The sequence below is a fragment of the Glutamicibacter sp. NPDC127525 genome (assembly GCF_042672105.1).
Taxonomy (GTDB): Bacteria; Actinomycetota; Actinomycetes; order Actinomycetales; family Micrococcaceae; genus Glutamicibacter.
This window is the reverse complement of the sequence record NZ_JBHXVN010000001.1, coordinates 914,780-928,917: the sequence shown is the minus strand read 5'-3', so window position 1 is coordinate 928,917 and position 14,138 is coordinate 914,780. Positions and strand designations below refer to the sequence as shown.

The following is a 14,138-nucleotide window of genomic DNA, read 5'->3' as shown; positions in this document are numbered from 1 at the left end:
CGGTTCTGCACGGTGCGTGCACTACGTTAGAAAGAGGCGTATCTGCACCTGTGGTGCGCCCGAATGTGGTCGGTTCAGTGAAGGGAATGACTGTCGTGACTAGTGGACAGAATGCTGCCGCCGAGCGTGTAGCTGCCTGGGTGAAATCCCTGGGACAGAGTGCCGGGGCGGATACCACCCTGCGATTTGCTCCGTCGACCTCCAATAGCATCGACATAACCCATGCCAATCCATCGGGATTGGCCCAGTTCCTTGCCGGACGGCGTACCCGCCTGTCCACGCTGCTGCACGATGCGGACCAGTACGCTACCGCGCGCCGCACTGCCCGTGCGCTCTCGGCCAAGATCAATGAACTGTGGGAAGAACGCGGCATCGACGTCGGCTACCTGGCCGCCGGTGTCGCCAACTGGCGCGCGGTCCACGATGGCAAGAGCGAGCCTGTCTCGGCTCCCATCATGCTCGGCCGCATCACACTGACCAAGCACGTTGATGCTGACGACTACGACCTGCAGCTGGTCGGCCGCGCCACCGTATCCCCGGCCTTCGTGCGCCAATTCGAAGCCGACCACAACGCCAAGGTCGATGTCGCCGCGGTGGACGCCGAAGCGTACTCCATCGCCCGTTTCGACCCGGTCCGCGGAATGGATGCCCTGCGCCACCAGATGTCCGAGGTTCCCGGCGTAGTGGTGGGCCACCGCCTGCTGCTCTCCACCTTCTCCGAGCTGATGGACCCAGCTGACCCGGCCAAGCTCAATGGGTCCCACCCGGTCATCGAGGCGCTAATTCGTCACGACTCCGCGGAAAAGCAGGCTGGGAACAGCCAAAGCAGCAAGACCTCCGAAGCGCTGGCCAACCTGGTCGCTTCCAAGCCGGGCGCTTCCAAAACCGAGGGCTCAAAGCCTGAAGAAGCCAAGGACGAGTCTGCCGCTGAAAAGAAGCAGGACGAAGAGCAGCCTGAAGCGCAGGCCGCCGATGCCAAGGGCCATGAAGCTGCCGGCTCCCGCCTGAGCCGCGTGAAGAACATTCTCAAGGAAACCGCGCGCTCGCGTAAGCAGAGCCTTGCCTCCGAAGGATCTTCTGCCCGCAAGGTCCACACCGGAACCACCACCATTGCCAAGTCTTCTGATGACCGTGATCCGGAAGATGAACTGTTCTTGCTGGACGCGGATGAGTCCCAGTCCAAGATGCTTGACTACATCGCTGCCGGTGAATCGGTGGCCATCAACGCCGCTGCCGGTACCGGTGCTACCCAGACCGCGCTGAACGCAGCCGCGCTGCTGGCCGCCCAGGGCAAGCGAGTACTGGTGGTTGCGGAACAGCGTTCTGCCGCCGAAGAATTCGTGACCCGCTTCAACGAGCACCTGGATGCAGGCAGCATGCTGCTGGAACCCAACGAGGATCCAGAAGCGCTGCGCGCGATGATGACCAAGGCAATTCTGCGCAACGAACGCGCTGCCGAGCCGCAGCTGGGCTCCATGTTCAAGCGCCTGCGCGAATCCCGCCACGCACTGCACGAGCACGTGAAGTCGCTGCACTCGGTGCGCAGCCGTTGGGGTTGCTCGCCATACCAGGCAATGCAGGAACTGGCACGTCTCTCCGCACTGGAACCAGCGCCATCCACCACCGTGCGCCTGAAGCGTTCGGTGCTGGATTCCATGGGCCAGCGCGGACATGTTGCCGCACAGCTCAAGCGCGCAGCGCAGCTTGGCGCCTTCTCCAAGATGCACACCACCAGCCCATGGCATGGTGCACCGCTGCGCAACACCGAAGCCACCGAAAAGGCCTTGAACCTGGCCAGCGGGCTGGGCCGCGACCTGCCCATCCTGCATGAGCACATGCTGCAGATCGCCGAGCGTTCGCAGATCCGCCTGGAAGAAAGCTACGACAAGTGGGGAGACCAGCTGCAGTTGCTGGTCGCCGTCCGCGGATCGCTGGACAAGTTCGAGGCCGACATCTTCGAGGGCGACATCGATGATTTGATCGCCGCTACCGCAACCAGCGCATGGCGCCGCGAGCACGGCGTGGAGATGGGCTCCATTGTCCGTTCCCGGCTGCGCAAGATTGCCAAGGAATACGTCCGCCCGGGCATGCACGTAGCTGACCTGCAGTCCGCTCTGCAGGCGGTGGCGGTCCAGCGCGATGCCTGGCGAGCCATTGCCACCAGCCAGCGCAACCCGCAGGTCCCAGGCGGCCTGCTGGATGTTGAAGCCGGATACCACGACGCCGGTGCCCGCATCGACAAGCTGGCCGAAATGCTGCCGTCCTCCCTGGGCTCGCGCCTGCGCGAAATGCCCATCAAGGAGCTGCTCTCGGTGATTGCAGCGCTGGTCGAGCGCCGCGAGGACCTGGGCGAGCTGCCCGAGCGCACGTTGATCTCCGAGCAGCTGGCTGAAGCCGGGCTGGGCGACCTGCTCGATGACTTCGCCGAACGCGAGATCGACGCCGACCAGGTAGACAGCGAATTGGAGCTTGCCTGGTGGCAGTCCGTGCTGGATGCCATGATCTCCGGTGACGACTTCCTGGCCATGAATGACGGCTCCAAGCTGGAGAAGATCGAGGCTGACTACCGACTGGCTGACGGCGCGCACATCGCTGCCGGCCCGCAGCGCATCCGCTGGGCGCTGACTCGCAACTGGAAGGCAGCGCTGGCTGACCACCGAGCCGGTTCCCGCGCGCTGCGCGAGATGCTCAAGGGCGGAACCCCGAGCATTGCCGGGCTGCTGGATCTTGGAGCACCGCTGGCCAATTCGCTGACCCCGGTCATCGTCTCGGCTCCGCTGCTGCTGGGCAGCGCCCTGCCGGAGGACACGAAGTTCGATGCGGTCATCCTGCTGGAAGCCAACTACCTCACCCTGCGTGAAGTCCTGGATGCGATCCGCCGCTCCGGCCAGGTCATTGCCATTGGCGATGAAATGCTGGGCGGTCCGAAGCGCTTCGAGGTCTCCGTAGACCCGACCGCACGAGTTCGCGAGCAGAGCGTGGACCGTTCCGCGCTGGAAGCCCTGAACAAGGTCCTGGTGACCGGTTCGCTGTCCACCGTGTACCGCGGCATTGACGAAGGCCTGGTGGAACAGCTGTCCGCCACCTACTACGATTCGGCGCTCTCGCGCCTGCCAATGGCGGTGAACCTCACCGGCGACTCCTCGCTGCTGCGCGGCGAATACGTGCCAGATGCCACCGGCTCACTGTCCAGCAGCGAAGACGGTGTGCAGACCACCGCAGCAGAAGTGGCGCGCGTGGTGGATCTGGTCTTCGGCCACTTCAAGAACCACGGGGGCGAATCGCTGGCAGTCATTGCCTCGAACCGCAGCCATGCCTCGGCCATCGCCGAAGCGATCCGTGTCCAGCTGCCAAACCACAAGTACGCGATGGAGCACCTGCGCTCCAAGCGCGAACCATTCGTGGTGACCACCATGGACCGGCTGATCGGCCTGCGCCGGGACTCGGTCATCTTCGCCTGGGGCTACGGACGTACTCCGCACGGCAAGACCCTGCACGAATTCGGTGCACTGTCCCGCGAGGGCGGCGAACAGCTGTTCGTCGCCGCCATGACCCGATCGCGGACCCGCATGACCTTGGTGTCCAGCCTGTTGCCCGAAGACGTGGACCTGAACCGCGTCTACCGTGGTGCCCGACAGTTCTTCGAACTGTTCGGACGCGTGCAGGCAGGGGATTCCGGAGTCAGCTCGATGCGCAATCCGCGCTTCGATCCATTGGTCTCCGATCTGGCCCGCCGCCTGCGCGAAAGCGGTGCCATCGTTTCCGAGGACTACCGCGGTGTGCTGGACCTGTCGGCTCACGCCTACGACTCTGCGCACAGCGGCATCCGCCCATTGGCTGTGGTCTACGACGGCACCGAGCACTATGCCGGACTGACCGTGCGTGAACGCAGCCGACTGCGCCCGGAATTCTTCGAGAAGCACGGCTGGCGCTATGTTCCGCTGTGGACCATTGACGTCTTCACCGATCCGGGTGCTGTCACCGATCGCCTGGCCCATGCACTGGGGTTGAAAAAGCCTGCGGCCCCAGCCCAGGCTTCGACCCGTACCGGTGTGGCCGCCGCTCGGCCGGTGTCTGCCCGTGAAGTCACCACCGAGGCGGAAACGCCGAAGGAAAAGTCCAATCTGCTCAAGTCCGCCAAGGCGCGACTGGAACCAAAGGCCGAGACCAAGCAGGAAGCGCCAGCTGCTGAAAGCGGTGCCAAAGCTGAAGCTGGCGACGCACCTGCAAAGGACAGCGCGGATAAGCCGCTGACTCCAGCCCCTGTCCCGGCTACCAGCAAGAACGAGGATCCGGAGCCAAAGAAGTAATGACTTCTGAGCAAGAACCAACGCGCGGCCGCCGCAAGCGGCCGCGCGTTGTCGCACCCCCGCAGCATCTGACTGCTCGCGTTGAACTCACCGGCAGCTACGCGCCAGTGCCGCATTCAGACTCCGTGAACCGGGCACTAGCCGGCCACCAGCCCGCCGAGACTTCTGCTGCGGCGATGGCGTCCCGCGCCAAACAGCCGGCCGCCGATCCGCTGTCCGAGTTGCTGGCCAAAGACCAGGACCCGAGAAACTGGGGCGACGCCAAGGAAGACCTGGCTGAAATGATGAAGCGCGAGAAGCCGCCGCACTGGGGCTGATCTCCTAATTCACCAAGACGGCTGAAACCTTGCCGCGCGATACTGCCCCGGCCAGATCATCCGAGAGGCTGCTGGCAGCCGCGACCACCACAATTCCTTCACCGGTCGGAGCCGCGCCGCTGAGCATGCCGAATTCGGAGCTGCTGGCATTATCCGGAACCCAGAGCACCGGCACCGCCTTGGCGATGGTCTGCGAGCTGATGTCCTTTTCAAAGCCATCTCCGGTGGTCAATACGATATCCACCAGTTGCCCTGGATGGAGCAGCGTCACGGTGGCAGGATCGCTCAAGCGCAAGGGAACGGCCACGGTGCCTTCCGGCGAACCGGTCAAAAGTTGTGGCCCCACCAAGGAATAGTTGCGCAGCACCGTTCCGGCAGTCAGTGCCACGGCTGCCCGTTGCCCCGAGATGGCATCGATGCTTTCAAAGACTTCGGCATCTTCCGGGGCAAGCCGCACCGTTTGCACCGTCAGCTGGTTGGCGGATATGCGGGACCCGGCAGGAATGTCGCTCAGCGCCACCACGACCTCGCGCTGCGCTAATTGCCCGGAGGAAAACACATTGAGCACGCCCGCCAAGGCCAGCAGCGCGCAGGCGATGGCCAAAGGCTTCCGGTAGCGGCGCAACAACTCATTGCGGTTGCGCACGGGACGGATCTTCGGCTTGGGAATCACCGGGGGCCGGGAGGCAGCATGCGGTCTGGAGAAGAAGCTCATAACCCCATGCAACCTTCAGGTCCAGCGGCACACTGCGAGCTGCCCGCGAGCTGTGTGTAAATCAGATGATCTGATGCACCTGCTGCGGAGTGAACACCAAGTCCACGGGTTGGTCATGCTCATCGATCTGGAAGGAACCGGCCGGAACATACTCGTGCTCATAAACCACGGCCGCCACACGGACCGGCGCATCGTCGATCAAGGGCAGGAAGCGATCGTAGTAGCCACCGCCTTGGCCTAAACGCAGCCCGTTCGAATCGATGGACAGCGCAGGCATGATCAGCGTATTGATCTCGTCAAAGAGCTCTGTGCCCATCCGCTTGCCCACCGGCTCCATCACCGGGGCCAAGGTACTTGGCTGGAATTCCATGCCGGGGGAGTACTCAACCCACGAGAGCGCGTACTCCGGTTCGCACACCGGCAGGTAGACTTCAATGCCTTCCTTGGCCAAAGCATCCAAGAGCGCCTCGGTGGACGGTTCATCCGGACCCGAGCAATAGGCCGCGACCTTCTGGACGACACCGGTGCTCTGGCTCAGATAGCCAATCACCGTGTGCGCCAGATCCAGTCCGAACTGCTCACGCTTGCTCGGATCAAGTGCCCTGCGCCAAGTGCGCACAGCGGCACGCGCGGCCTTCTTGCCGGCGCCAGAATTCAGATCAGCGGTGGGATTCATGCCTACAGCTTACGTGCAAGAAACGAAACGCTGCCTGCTAGCGCTGTTGCCAGCTGCAAGCATGACGAAGTAATACGATGTGCACATGTTCTTCTCTCGTCGAGCAAAGCGCCTGGTTCCGGATCTGGCCTCGGAACGGCTGTTGTTGCGCCAACTGACTGCCAGTGACGAAGCCGAGTGGATCAATCTGCGCTACGCCAATTCCAAATGGCTCAAGCCATGGGATCCCACCAGTCCCTTGGGCCCGCCAGAAGCCATGACTTTTCGCGAGATGCTCAGGGCCAAGGATGAATCAGCAGTTGACGGCAGCGGATTCACCTGGGCCTTGGCTCTTCCCCAGCTGCACAAGGGGCGCCCGCCATTAATCGGGCAGGTTTCCGTGGCGTCGGTGCAATATGGTGCCGCGCGCACAGCGTCCATCGGCTACTGGCTGGATCGCAACCATGCCGGCTTCGGCCTGATGCCCGAAGCCTGCGCCTTGGTCATAGACCATTGCTTCGAGCAACTGCAGCTGCACCGCCTGGAAATCAACATCCGTCCGGAGAATTCGGCCAGCCTGCGGGTGGTGGACAAGCTCGGGTTCCGCGATGAAGGGCTGCGCAAAGGCTATCTGCACATCGATGGGCAGTGGCGGGATCACCGCACCTTTGCGTTGACCCGTGAAGAGGTGGAAACGACGCTGCTCGAACGCATCTACGAATACTGAGGCGGATTTCGTGCTATTTCGTTCAATCGAGCTCTGATATGAGAGAACTGCATTGAAAACATGCAGACACGCCAAGGGATGTGCATGAGCGCGCACCCAAGGTTGCATAGTGTTGATTCGAAGGAACCATATTTAGTTCCACGAGGATTTGACCGACTCAATCGGTGATGGAGGACCCACATGGCTGGCACGTCACAGAGCGCTTCGCAGGAAAGTGCTGCGACCAAACTCAAGATTCGTGTGCGCTATGGCCGGTTGTCCGTCGCGCTCGTCGGTGCCTTGGCAGTCCTCGCGACCGTCTTCGGTCTCATTCTGGCTCCTTTCACTGCTCTGACCTTCGGCACCGTAGGCCTGTTCGCGCTGATTGCTGTAGCATCCTTCGCCACCCTGCGCGGGCTGGCTGTCCGCGACCGCAACCGCAAGCTGCTCGAGCACCTCGAAGCCACCCGGCAGCAGGCGCTGCGGACTCCCGCTTTTGACGACGCGGCTAACCAGGTCATCTCGCGCAAGCATGAGGATGACGAGGTCTTCGACGCTCGCCCGGGTTCGTCCCGCCGCGCTCCAGCGATTACCGCTGAAGAGCTGCGCGCCGAAGCGCTGCGAGTTGCTCACGGCTATGGCGGCGTAAAGCAGCCAGGTACTTGGGAACCAACGCACGTGCCCAAGCCAACTTACGTGGAAGCCAGCGAGCGCATCGCCAAGACCGCGGAGCTGGCAGCTGAACAGGGTGCCAAGCGGACCCACAAGGCAGCACTGCCGGTGGAAGAACCGCTGCGTCCGAGCAAACAGATCAGCCTGAAGGCATCGGAAGATGCAAAGCGCCTGGCCACCGAAGTTTCGGCCGAAGAGCGCGCAGCGGTCGCTTCGGTAGTTGCCAAGCGTACCGAGAGCGCACCAGCTGCCAAGGAAACCGTTGCAGCGCCATCCCCCGCACCGGAAGCCGCACCCGTGGCTGCCGCGGGTACCAAGCCTCGCCTGAACCTGGACGCGGTCATGCAGCGCCGCCGCGCATAAGCATTCCAAGCACAAAGACTTGTGGCCCGGACCTCGCGAGGTCCAGGCCACAAGTCGCTTAAGCGCTGCTAGCTGATCATGTCATCGAATGGCAGCGGGCCGCGGTTGCCGCGGTGGTGCGCGAAGACCAAGGTGGTTTCGGTATGGCCCACCGACTCGTCGGTGGCGAGGTTGTCCAGCACCCAGTCACGCAGTGCATCGGTGGAACCGACCGCGATATGCAGCAGGTAATCGGTGCCGCCGGAAACATGGAACATGGACAGCACCTCGGGCAGCTGCGGGATGCGTGCCACGAAAGCGTCAATCTTCTCGCGGTCGTGGGCGCGCAGCTTGACCGAGATCAGTGCCTGCACGGTACGGCCTACAGCGCCCAGCGATACCTCGGCGTGGTAGCCGGTGAGGATGCCGCGCTCGACCAGCGAACGGGTGCGCAACAGTGCGGTGGATGGAGCGATGCCCGCACGCTGTGCGAGGGTCGCATTGGAGATACGTGCATTAGCGACCAATTCGTCGATGATGATTCGATCGATTTCGTCCAGATCGACGTTTGATGAAAGCTCTGATTGCTGGGCCATAAGAATATTTCATCATATTCGCGAGATATCAGTGGGATCTTTGGCAGAAAAATCAGTGTATGCCGTCCGCGTACGAGTAAATAATCGGTGAACAAACGGATATATTGGGGATATGACACGTCGTTCTGAGCACACCGGTGAATCCTTTGATACCAGGCTGGCGGCCTATTGCTTGGTGGAACACGAAGGAAAGGTACTGCTTACGCTCTGGGATATGCGTCATCGCGATCCACGCTTCACCCCGCGCTGGTCCCTTCCCGGCGGCGGCATCGACTTGGGGGAGCCTATCGAAGAAGGCGCGCGCCGTGAAGTCTATGAAGAGACCGGCTACGCGGTGGGCGAGCTGGGGCTCCTGGATGTCAGCACGGGAGTTATTCCCGGTTCCAAGCGCTACTCGGGCGAAGGCCATGCCATGCAAACGGTGGCGGTCACCTATCGGGCCAAACTGACCGGTGGAGAACTGCGCCACGAAGTCAACGGTTCTACCAGCCAGGCCGCCTGGTTTACCCGCGAGGAGATTGCCAAGCTGAACTGCATTGAACGCGTTGAGAGCATCTTGCGACTGACCGCACCCGGCAAGTAGCGACGGATCGCCGCTGGCCTGCCCTAGAATCAATAGGGACATGAACTTGCGAAATACCATCACCGTTGGCGCACTCAGCGCAACCCTGCTGCTAACCCTGTCTGCTTGCACCGAAGAGGCAACGCCGACGGCCGAGCCAAGCAAGGCCATCACCTTGCAGATTGCTGCCGGTTCTCAACCTGCAGACCAGGCCTTGGTCCATGTCTATGCCAATGCGCTGAAAGCCGAAGGCTATAAGGTGTCGTTGAACAAGCCCAGTGCTGATCCTTACCAGCAGGTGGTCGACGGAAAAGCCGATTTGGCGGTGGACCAAGCGGCCAAGGCGCTGCCCCTGGTTGCTGACCCGGCGGCCATCACTGGTGAAGATCAATTGCTGAGCGTCGAGGAATCCAAGAACCTGCGCAGCGCCATCAATGACGCTGAGGGGGAGCTCTCTGCCTTGGAACTCAGCCCAGCTGATGCGGGAAAGGTCTTGGTCATGAGCCAGGCCCAGGCAACCTTGCACAAGGTCGATTCGGTGGAAACCCTGATTGCGGCTTGCACAGATCTGACGATCATTAGCGATGAAGCCAACGCCGCATCCTTGAAGGCATCATTGGAGGACGCTGGCTGCGGGAAGCCGAAGGTCGTGGCTGAGGAGCCGGCGAAACTGGCCAGCAAGCTGCGTGCCTCGGTGGACAGCGCAGTGGCGCTCGGGTCGGGAGATGCCGTCATGTCAGATGAAGGCTTCTACAGTATTCCGGGAAGCGCCGCCTTCTTCAACGCCGAGCAGTACATGGTGCTGGCCAACGGCGACGTGGATGACAAGGCCCGGGCAGAACTGGACAAGGTCACCGGCGAATTCTCGCAGCAGTCCCTCGTGGACCTGAACCGGATGGTCAGCCAGGCCGACGGACTGAGCCCAGAGCAAGCGGCCACCCGTTGGGAATGGATCATCGAAGAGTAGGCCCCAGCCAGCTCTCCCAGGATTTCGACCGCTGACCATAGCGGTCGAGTAACAAGGTGTGTCGATCGCACCTGACGTGAGAAAGTGTAACCATGGCAGAATTCAAACAATCAACGAAACTGCACAACGTCCTCTACGACATCCGCGGCCCGCTGCTTGAGCACGCCACGCGCATGGAGTCCGAAGGACACCGCATCCTGAAGCTGAACATCGGCAATCCCGCGCCGTTCGGCTTCGAGGCGCCCGACGCGGTGCTCGTTGACATGATTCGCAACCTGCCTAACGCCCAAGGATACTCCGACTCCCGCGGCATTCTCTCGGCACGTACCGCCGTCTCGCAGTACTACCAGACCCGTGGCATCCAGACCATTGGCGTGGATGACGTCTACCTGGGCAACGGTGTCTCCGAGCTGATCACCCTCTCGTTGAATGCGCTGCTGAATAACGGCGACGAGATCCTGATTCCCGCCCCTGACTACCCGCTGTGGACCGCTTCGGTTTCGCTGGCCGGCGGCACCCCGGTGCATTACATGAATACCGAGGAAGAAGGCTGGCTTCCAGATCTTCAGGACATGGAAGCGAAGATCACTGATCGCACCAAGGGCATCGTGATCATCAACCCCAATAACCCGACCGGTGCGGTGTACCCCAAGGAAACCCTGGAGGGAATCCTCGAGCTGGCGCGCAAGCACAACCTGATTGTGTTCTCGGACGAGATCTACGAAAAGATCCTCTACGAAGACGCCGTGCACATCAACACCGCTTCGTTGGCAGATGACGTGCTGATACTGACCTTCTCCGGCCTGTCCAAGGCCTACCGCGTGTGCGGCTTCCGTGCTGGGTGGATGGCTATTTCCGGTCCCAAGCACCAGGCCGGCGACTACATCGAGGGCATCAACCTGCTGACCAACATGCGCCTGTGCGCCAATGTGCCGGCGCAGCACGCAATCCAGACCGCCTTGGGCGGCTACCAGTCGATCAATGACTTGATCCTGCCTGGCGGACGCCTGCTTGAACAGCGCGATGCGGCCTACAACCTGCTCAGCGCGATTCCTGGCGTGAGCGTCCAGAAGGCCAAGGGCGCGCTCTACATGTTCCCGAAGCTGGATCCCGAGGTCTACCCGATCCACAACGATGAGACCTTCGCCCTTGAGCTGCTCAAGGCGCAGAAGATCCTGATCTCCCAGGGCACTGCCTTCAACTGGATCCGTCCGGACCACTTCCGTTTGGTCACCTTGCCCAACGTGCGCGACCTGACTGATGCGGTTGGACGCATCGGACAGTTCTTGGAGGACTGGCGCGCTCGCGCATAAGCTGCCCGGATGCGGAACCGGCCCAGAATCACCCACGTGATTCTGGGCCGGTTGTGCGTTAAGGCGGCCACCGGGGAATGCGGCCCCCGGAACTTCAGGGATATCGCCTGCCAGCGACTGCGATCGGAGAATTTGGTGTCCTGGGGAGTTGGCGTATCGGCCCGTTGCCGGCGCTTTCGCGGGGCTCAGCGATGCTGAGCATCGAGCCGTGATGGGTGCTTCGCCGTTGACGAATACCGCTTCTCACGGCGCACGCAGTGGCAGTAGGCTGGCAACAACGAATCGCATCACTTCGACACACGCGTGAGGACTTAATGATGAGCGCCTACCCTGCCAACCTGTTAGAAGCGCTACGTGCAGAACCGGGCGTGAAGCTTTCAGAGCGCGCAACCAAGGATGCTGATTGGTGGCCCGGGGACGCCCCGCAGGATAAGAAGGCCGCCGAGAAGCGCATGGAGCAGCTGGCTGAGCTGCTCTCGGATCTGCAAGAGAGGCTCTTCGCCGCCTCGGTAGCTGGCGGACAAGGCCCAGCAGTCCTGCTCATTTTGCAGGGAATGGATACGTCCGGCAAGGGAGGGACTGTTCGCCACGTCCTTGGCATGCTGGATCCGCAGGGCGTCAAGCACCATGCCTTCAAGGCGCCAACCGAGGAAGAAGCAGCCCATGACTTCCTCTGGCGCATCACCAAGCAATTGCCCGCCGGGGGACTAGTGGGAGTCTTTGACCGTTCCCACTATGAAGACGTTCTGGTCGCCAAGGTGAAGGGCTTCGCCACCCCGGAGGCGGTCGAGTCCCGCTACGGGAAAATAGTCGACTTCGAGAAGCAGCTGATCGAGCAGGGCATCCACCCGATCAAGGTGATGCTGCACATCAGCCGAGAAGAACAATTCGAGCGCCTCTCGGCACGCCTGGAGCGTGCCGACAAGCATTGGAAGTACTCGCCGGGCGATGTCGATGATCGCCTGCTGTGGGATGACTTCCAGTCCGCCTACGAGGTGGCGATTAACCGCACCGATAACCAGGGCGCACCATGGCATATCGTTCCCGCTGACCAGAAGTGGAAGGCCCGTTTGTGCGTCGCCGAGCTGCTGCTGGCTACCCTGGAGCGCGTCGCTCCGGACTGGCCCGTTGCCACCTTCGATGTGGAGCAGGAGAAGGCCCGGCTGGCGGCCGCGAAGTAGGCCCGGGTGAGGACAGGCTATTCGCCGGCGGCCTGCTCATGGTTGGCGCGGGCCTGCTCCAGGCGCTGAGAGACACCGTTGAGCCAGTTCTCGCAGTGGGCTGCCAGTGCTTCGCCACGCTCCCACAACGCCAGCGAGGCTTCCAGCGCAACTCCGCCGGTCTCGAGCTGGTTGACCACGGCCAGCAGTTCTTCGCGAGCCTGCTCGTAGGAAAGCTTGGCAATGTCTTCAGGGATTTGTGCAGTCATGATTACTCCAAATTGGTATTCGTGGTGATTAGCTTGCGTTGTCGCCGGCAGGGAGGGATTCAAGGGTTCGTGCAACCAGCTGCCCGGAAGCCACCCGGATGAGCACCTTGCTGTCTGCTGGCGCCTGGGCTGCCTCGCGCACGATGCTTCCGTCCTCCAGCTGGGTGACCGAATAGCCGCGGTCCAGGGTCTGCTGCGGGGACAGGGCACGCATCTGGTTCTTCAGATGGTTGATCTCGTCGTTGGCGCGCATCACGCGGTGGCGCAGCAGATCCGTCGAGCGCTGCTTCCAGCGCTCCAGGTCTTCGGCGCGGGAAGTGACCATCACCTGCGGGTTGGCCAGCACCGGGCGTTCGCGCACCGAGGCCAGCAGCTGGGCTTCGCGCTGGAGAAGATTGTTGATGGAACGGTCCAAGCGGTTGCGGGCGATTTCCAACCCGGCGAATTCTTCTTGCAGGTCCGGGACAATGCGCTTGGCTGCATCGGTGGGGGTCGACGCGCGAAGATCGGCCACATCGTCCAGGATCGGGCGGTCCGCTTCGTGGCCGATGGCCGAAACCACCGGCGTCTGGGCTGCGAAGACCGCACGCACCAGATCCTCATTGGAGAAGGGCAAGAGGTCTTCCAGGGCCCCGCCGCCACGGGCGATGACGATGACGTCGATGTCCGGGTCCGCATCCAGCTGCTGCAGGGCTGCGATGACCTGGTTGGCGGCATCCATTCCCTGCACGGCGGTATTGATGACCTTGAACTGCACCGATGGCCAGCGCAGGCTGGCGTTCCGCAACACGTCCTTCTCCGCGTCCGAATCACGCCCGGTAATCAGGCCGATGCGGTGGGGAAGAACCGGCAGCGGGCGCTTGTGCTCAGGGGAGAAGAGGCCTTCTGCTCCCAGCGCCTGGCGCAATCGTTCCAGGCGCACCAGCAGCTCGCCCAAGCCTACCGGGCGCAGGTCCGTGGCATTCAAGGAAAGCCGGCCGGTTTTCGCGTAGAAGCTCGGCTTCACCTGGGCCACCACGCGGGAGCCCACCTGCGGGGTGGCATCCAGCTTGCGCATCGTCGAGGCCCAAATGGTCACCGAGAAAGAGAAATCCGCATCGACATCGCGCAGGGTGAGGTAGGCGTGTCCGTTGCGCACATTGGCTTCCAGCAGCTGGCCTTCAACCCAAACCACCGGAGAGTTCTCGATATGGATTTTCAGCTTCTCCGAGAGCAGCCGCAGCGGCCAAGGATTGTCCGCTGTGGTCTGCCCGGCGGTCGCCGGCAAACTGGCGGGGGCTTGGGGATCCATCGGTGCCGCTCCTTGGAAAGTCGAATCTCTGGTGCATCTGTGAGACTACCGCATGGCACCGACGCCTGGCCGGATCCCCGGGGGCTGGGGCAAGGCCGCGGCAGGTGGAGCGCAGGTATCGCAATGGGCGATTTTCATACTCGATTGGCCCCGCAAGACCCGGGGAAACGGGGTTTTCCAACGATTGGGACAAGCCTGCCTGCGGGCATTGCGAGGGGCAATGTGCGGGTGGACACTATTGAGCATTGGGGAAGCACTTCAGA

At 62.3% G+C, this 14,138-nt stretch carries 13 protein-coding genes; 8 read left to right on the top strand and 5 right to left on the bottom strand.

Going from position 1 to position 14,138, the window contains the following annotated elements; genetic code table 11:
* Nucleotides 1-86 precede the first annotated feature (86 nt).
* A complete protein-coding gene (locus tag ACFVHU_RS04310; RefSeq protein ID WP_332489168.1) occupies nucleotides 87-4,310 on the top strand; it encodes a DUF4011 domain-containing protein in 4,224 nt (1,407 codons plus the stop codon).
* Nucleotides 4,310-4,627, top strand: a complete 318-nt coding sequence (locus ACFVHU_RS04305) for a hypothetical protein (protein WP_332728456.1) — start codon at nucleotides 4,310-4,312, stop codon at nucleotides 4,625-4,627. The genes ACFVHU_RS04310 and ACFVHU_RS04305 overlap by 1 nt, the downstream gene beginning before the upstream one ends.
* Nucleotides 4,628-4,631: 4 nt before the next feature.
* Here the strand turns inward: ACFVHU_RS04305 and ACFVHU_RS04300 are convergent, their stop codons facing one another.
* Both ACFVHU_RS04300 and ACFVHU_RS04295 read right to left on the bottom strand, forming a co-directional pair.
* Nucleotides 4,632-5,342, bottom strand: a complete 711-nt coding sequence (locus ACFVHU_RS04300) for an RcpC/CpaB family pilus assembly protein (protein ID WP_105657596.1) — start codon at nucleotides 5,340-5,342, stop codon at nucleotides 4,632-4,634.
* 61 nt (nucleotides 5,343-5,403) lie between these two features.
* Nucleotides 5,404-6,018: a 5-formyltetrahydrofolate cyclo-ligase gene (locus ACFVHU_RS04295; protein WP_105657595.1), complete on the bottom strand. Its 615-nt coding sequence runs from the start codon at nucleotides 6,016-6,018 to the stop codon at nucleotides 5,404-5,406.
* Between the two features lie 85 nt (nucleotides 6,019-6,103).
* Here ACFVHU_RS04295 and ACFVHU_RS04290 point away from each other — a divergent pair, with 85 nt between their 5' ends.
* Together ACFVHU_RS04290 and ACFVHU_RS04285 are read left to right on the top strand one after the other, a co-directional pair.
* A complete protein-coding gene (locus ACFVHU_RS04290; protein WP_105657594.1) occupies nucleotides 6,104-6,724 on the top strand; it encodes a GNAT family N-acetyltransferase in 621 nt (206 codons plus the stop codon).
* 180 nt (nucleotides 6,725-6,904) lie between these two features.
* Complete coding sequence (locus ACFVHU_RS04285; protein WP_105657593.1) at nucleotides 6,905-7,738, top strand: hypothetical protein; 834 nt, start codon at nucleotides 6,905-6,907, stop codon at nucleotides 7,736-7,738.
* 68 nt (nucleotides 7,739-7,806) lie between these two features.
* Here the strand turns inward: ACFVHU_RS04285 and ACFVHU_RS04280 are convergent, their stop codons facing one another.
* Nucleotides 7,807-8,313: an Lrp/AsnC family transcriptional regulator gene (locus ACFVHU_RS04280; RefSeq protein ID WP_105657592.1), complete on the bottom strand. Its 507-nt coding sequence runs from the start codon at nucleotides 8,311-8,313 to the stop codon at nucleotides 7,807-7,809.
* Between the two features lie 112 nt (nucleotides 8,314-8,425).
* On the opposite strand from ACFVHU_RS04280, the gene ACFVHU_RS04275 reads away from it, so the two are divergent.
* The 4 genes from ACFVHU_RS04275 to ACFVHU_RS04260 all read left to right on the top strand — a co-directional run bounded on the left by ACFVHU_RS04275 (nucleotide 8,426) and on the right by ACFVHU_RS04260 (nucleotide 12,336).
* Entirely contained in the window at nucleotides 8,426-8,896 is a 471-nt protein-coding gene (locus tag ACFVHU_RS04275; RefSeq protein ID WP_105657591.1) for an NUDIX hydrolase, read from the top strand.
* A 40-nt stretch (nucleotides 8,897-8,936) separates the two neighbouring features.
* Nucleotides 8,937-9,842 (top strand): glycine betaine ABC transporter substrate-binding protein, encoded by a 906-nt coding sequence (locus tag ACFVHU_RS04270; RefSeq protein WP_105657590.1) that lies wholly within the window; start codon nucleotides 8,937-8,939, stop codon nucleotides 9,840-9,842.
* A 92-nt stretch (nucleotides 9,843-9,934) separates the two neighbouring features.
* Nucleotides 9,935-11,155, top strand: coding sequence for a pyridoxal phosphate-dependent aminotransferase (locus tag ACFVHU_RS04265; protein ID WP_105657589.1), 1,221 nt, complete (start codon nucleotides 9,935-9,937; stop codon nucleotides 11,153-11,155).
* 317 nt (nucleotides 11,156-11,472) lie between these two features.
* The gene (locus ACFVHU_RS04260) at nucleotides 11,473-12,336 is read left to right on the top strand and encodes a PPK2 family polyphosphate kinase (protein ID WP_388022648.1); all 864 of its coding nucleotides are present in this window, start codon (nucleotides 11,473-11,475) and stop codon (nucleotides 12,334-12,336) included.
* 17 nt (nucleotides 12,337-12,353) lie between these two features.
* Here the strand turns inward: ACFVHU_RS04260 and ACFVHU_RS04255 are convergent, their stop codons facing one another.
* Entirely contained in the window at nucleotides 12,354-12,584 is a 231-nt protein-coding gene (locus ACFVHU_RS04255; protein WP_388022645.1) for an exodeoxyribonuclease VII small subunit, read from the bottom strand.
* 28 nt (nucleotides 12,585-12,612) lie between these two features.
* Nucleotides 12,613-13,875 carry an exodeoxyribonuclease VII large subunit gene (xseA, locus tag ACFVHU_RS04250; RefSeq protein ID WP_105657586.1) on the bottom strand — a complete coding sequence of 421 codons (1,263 nt, stop codon included), beginning with the start codon at nucleotides 13,873-13,875 and terminating at the stop codon, nucleotides 12,613-12,615.
* Nucleotides 13,876-14,138: the final 263 nt, after the last annotated feature.

Excerpts from the sequence above, each read along its gene's own strand:
- ACFVHU_RS04310 (WP_332489168.1), top strand. The coding sequence starts at position 87 with ATGACTGTCGTGACTAGTGGACAGAATGCTGCCGCCGAGCGTGTAGCT.
- ACFVHU_RS04305 (WP_332728456.1), top strand. The coding sequence starts at position 4,310 with ATGACTTCTGAGCAAGAACCAACGCGCGGCCGCCGCAAGCGGCCGCGC.
- ACFVHU_RS04300 (WP_105657596.1), bottom strand. The coding sequence starts at position 5,342 with ATGAGCTTCTTCTCCAGACCGCATGCTGCCTCCCGGCCCCCGGTGATT.
- ACFVHU_RS04295 (WP_105657595.1), bottom strand. The coding sequence starts at position 6,018 with ATGAATCCCACCGCTGATCTGAATTCTGGCGCCGGCAAGAAGGCCGCG.
- ACFVHU_RS04290 (WP_105657594.1), top strand. The coding sequence starts at position 6,104 with ATGTTCTTCTCTCGTCGAGCAAAGCGCCTGGTTCCGGATCTGGCCTCG.
- ACFVHU_RS04285 (WP_105657593.1), top strand. The coding sequence starts at position 6,905 with ATGGCTGGCACGTCACAGAGCGCTTCGCAGGAAAGTGCTGCGACCAAA.
- ACFVHU_RS04280 (WP_105657592.1), bottom strand. The coding sequence starts at position 8,313 with ATGGCCCAGCAATCAGAGCTTTCATCAAACGTCGATCTGGACGAAATC.
- ACFVHU_RS04275 (WP_105657591.1), top strand. The coding sequence starts at position 8,426 with ATGACACGTCGTTCTGAGCACACCGGTGAATCCTTTGATACCAGGCTG.
- ACFVHU_RS04270 (WP_105657590.1), top strand. The coding sequence starts at position 8,937 with ATGAACTTGCGAAATACCATCACCGTTGGCGCACTCAGCGCAACCCTG.
- ACFVHU_RS04265 (WP_105657589.1), top strand. The coding sequence starts at position 9,935 with ATGGCAGAATTCAAACAATCAACGAAACTGCACAACGTCCTCTACGAC.
- ACFVHU_RS04260 (WP_388022648.1), top strand. The coding sequence starts at position 11,473 with ATGAGCGCCTACCCTGCCAACCTGTTAGAAGCGCTACGTGCAGAACCG.
- ACFVHU_RS04255 (WP_388022645.1), bottom strand. The coding sequence starts at position 12,584 with ATGACTGCACAAATCCCTGAAGACATTGCCAAGCTTTCCTACGAGCAG.
- xseA (WP_105657586.1), bottom strand. The coding sequence starts at position 13,875 with ATGGATCCCCAAGCCCCCGCCAGTTTGCCGGCGACCGCCGGGCAGACC.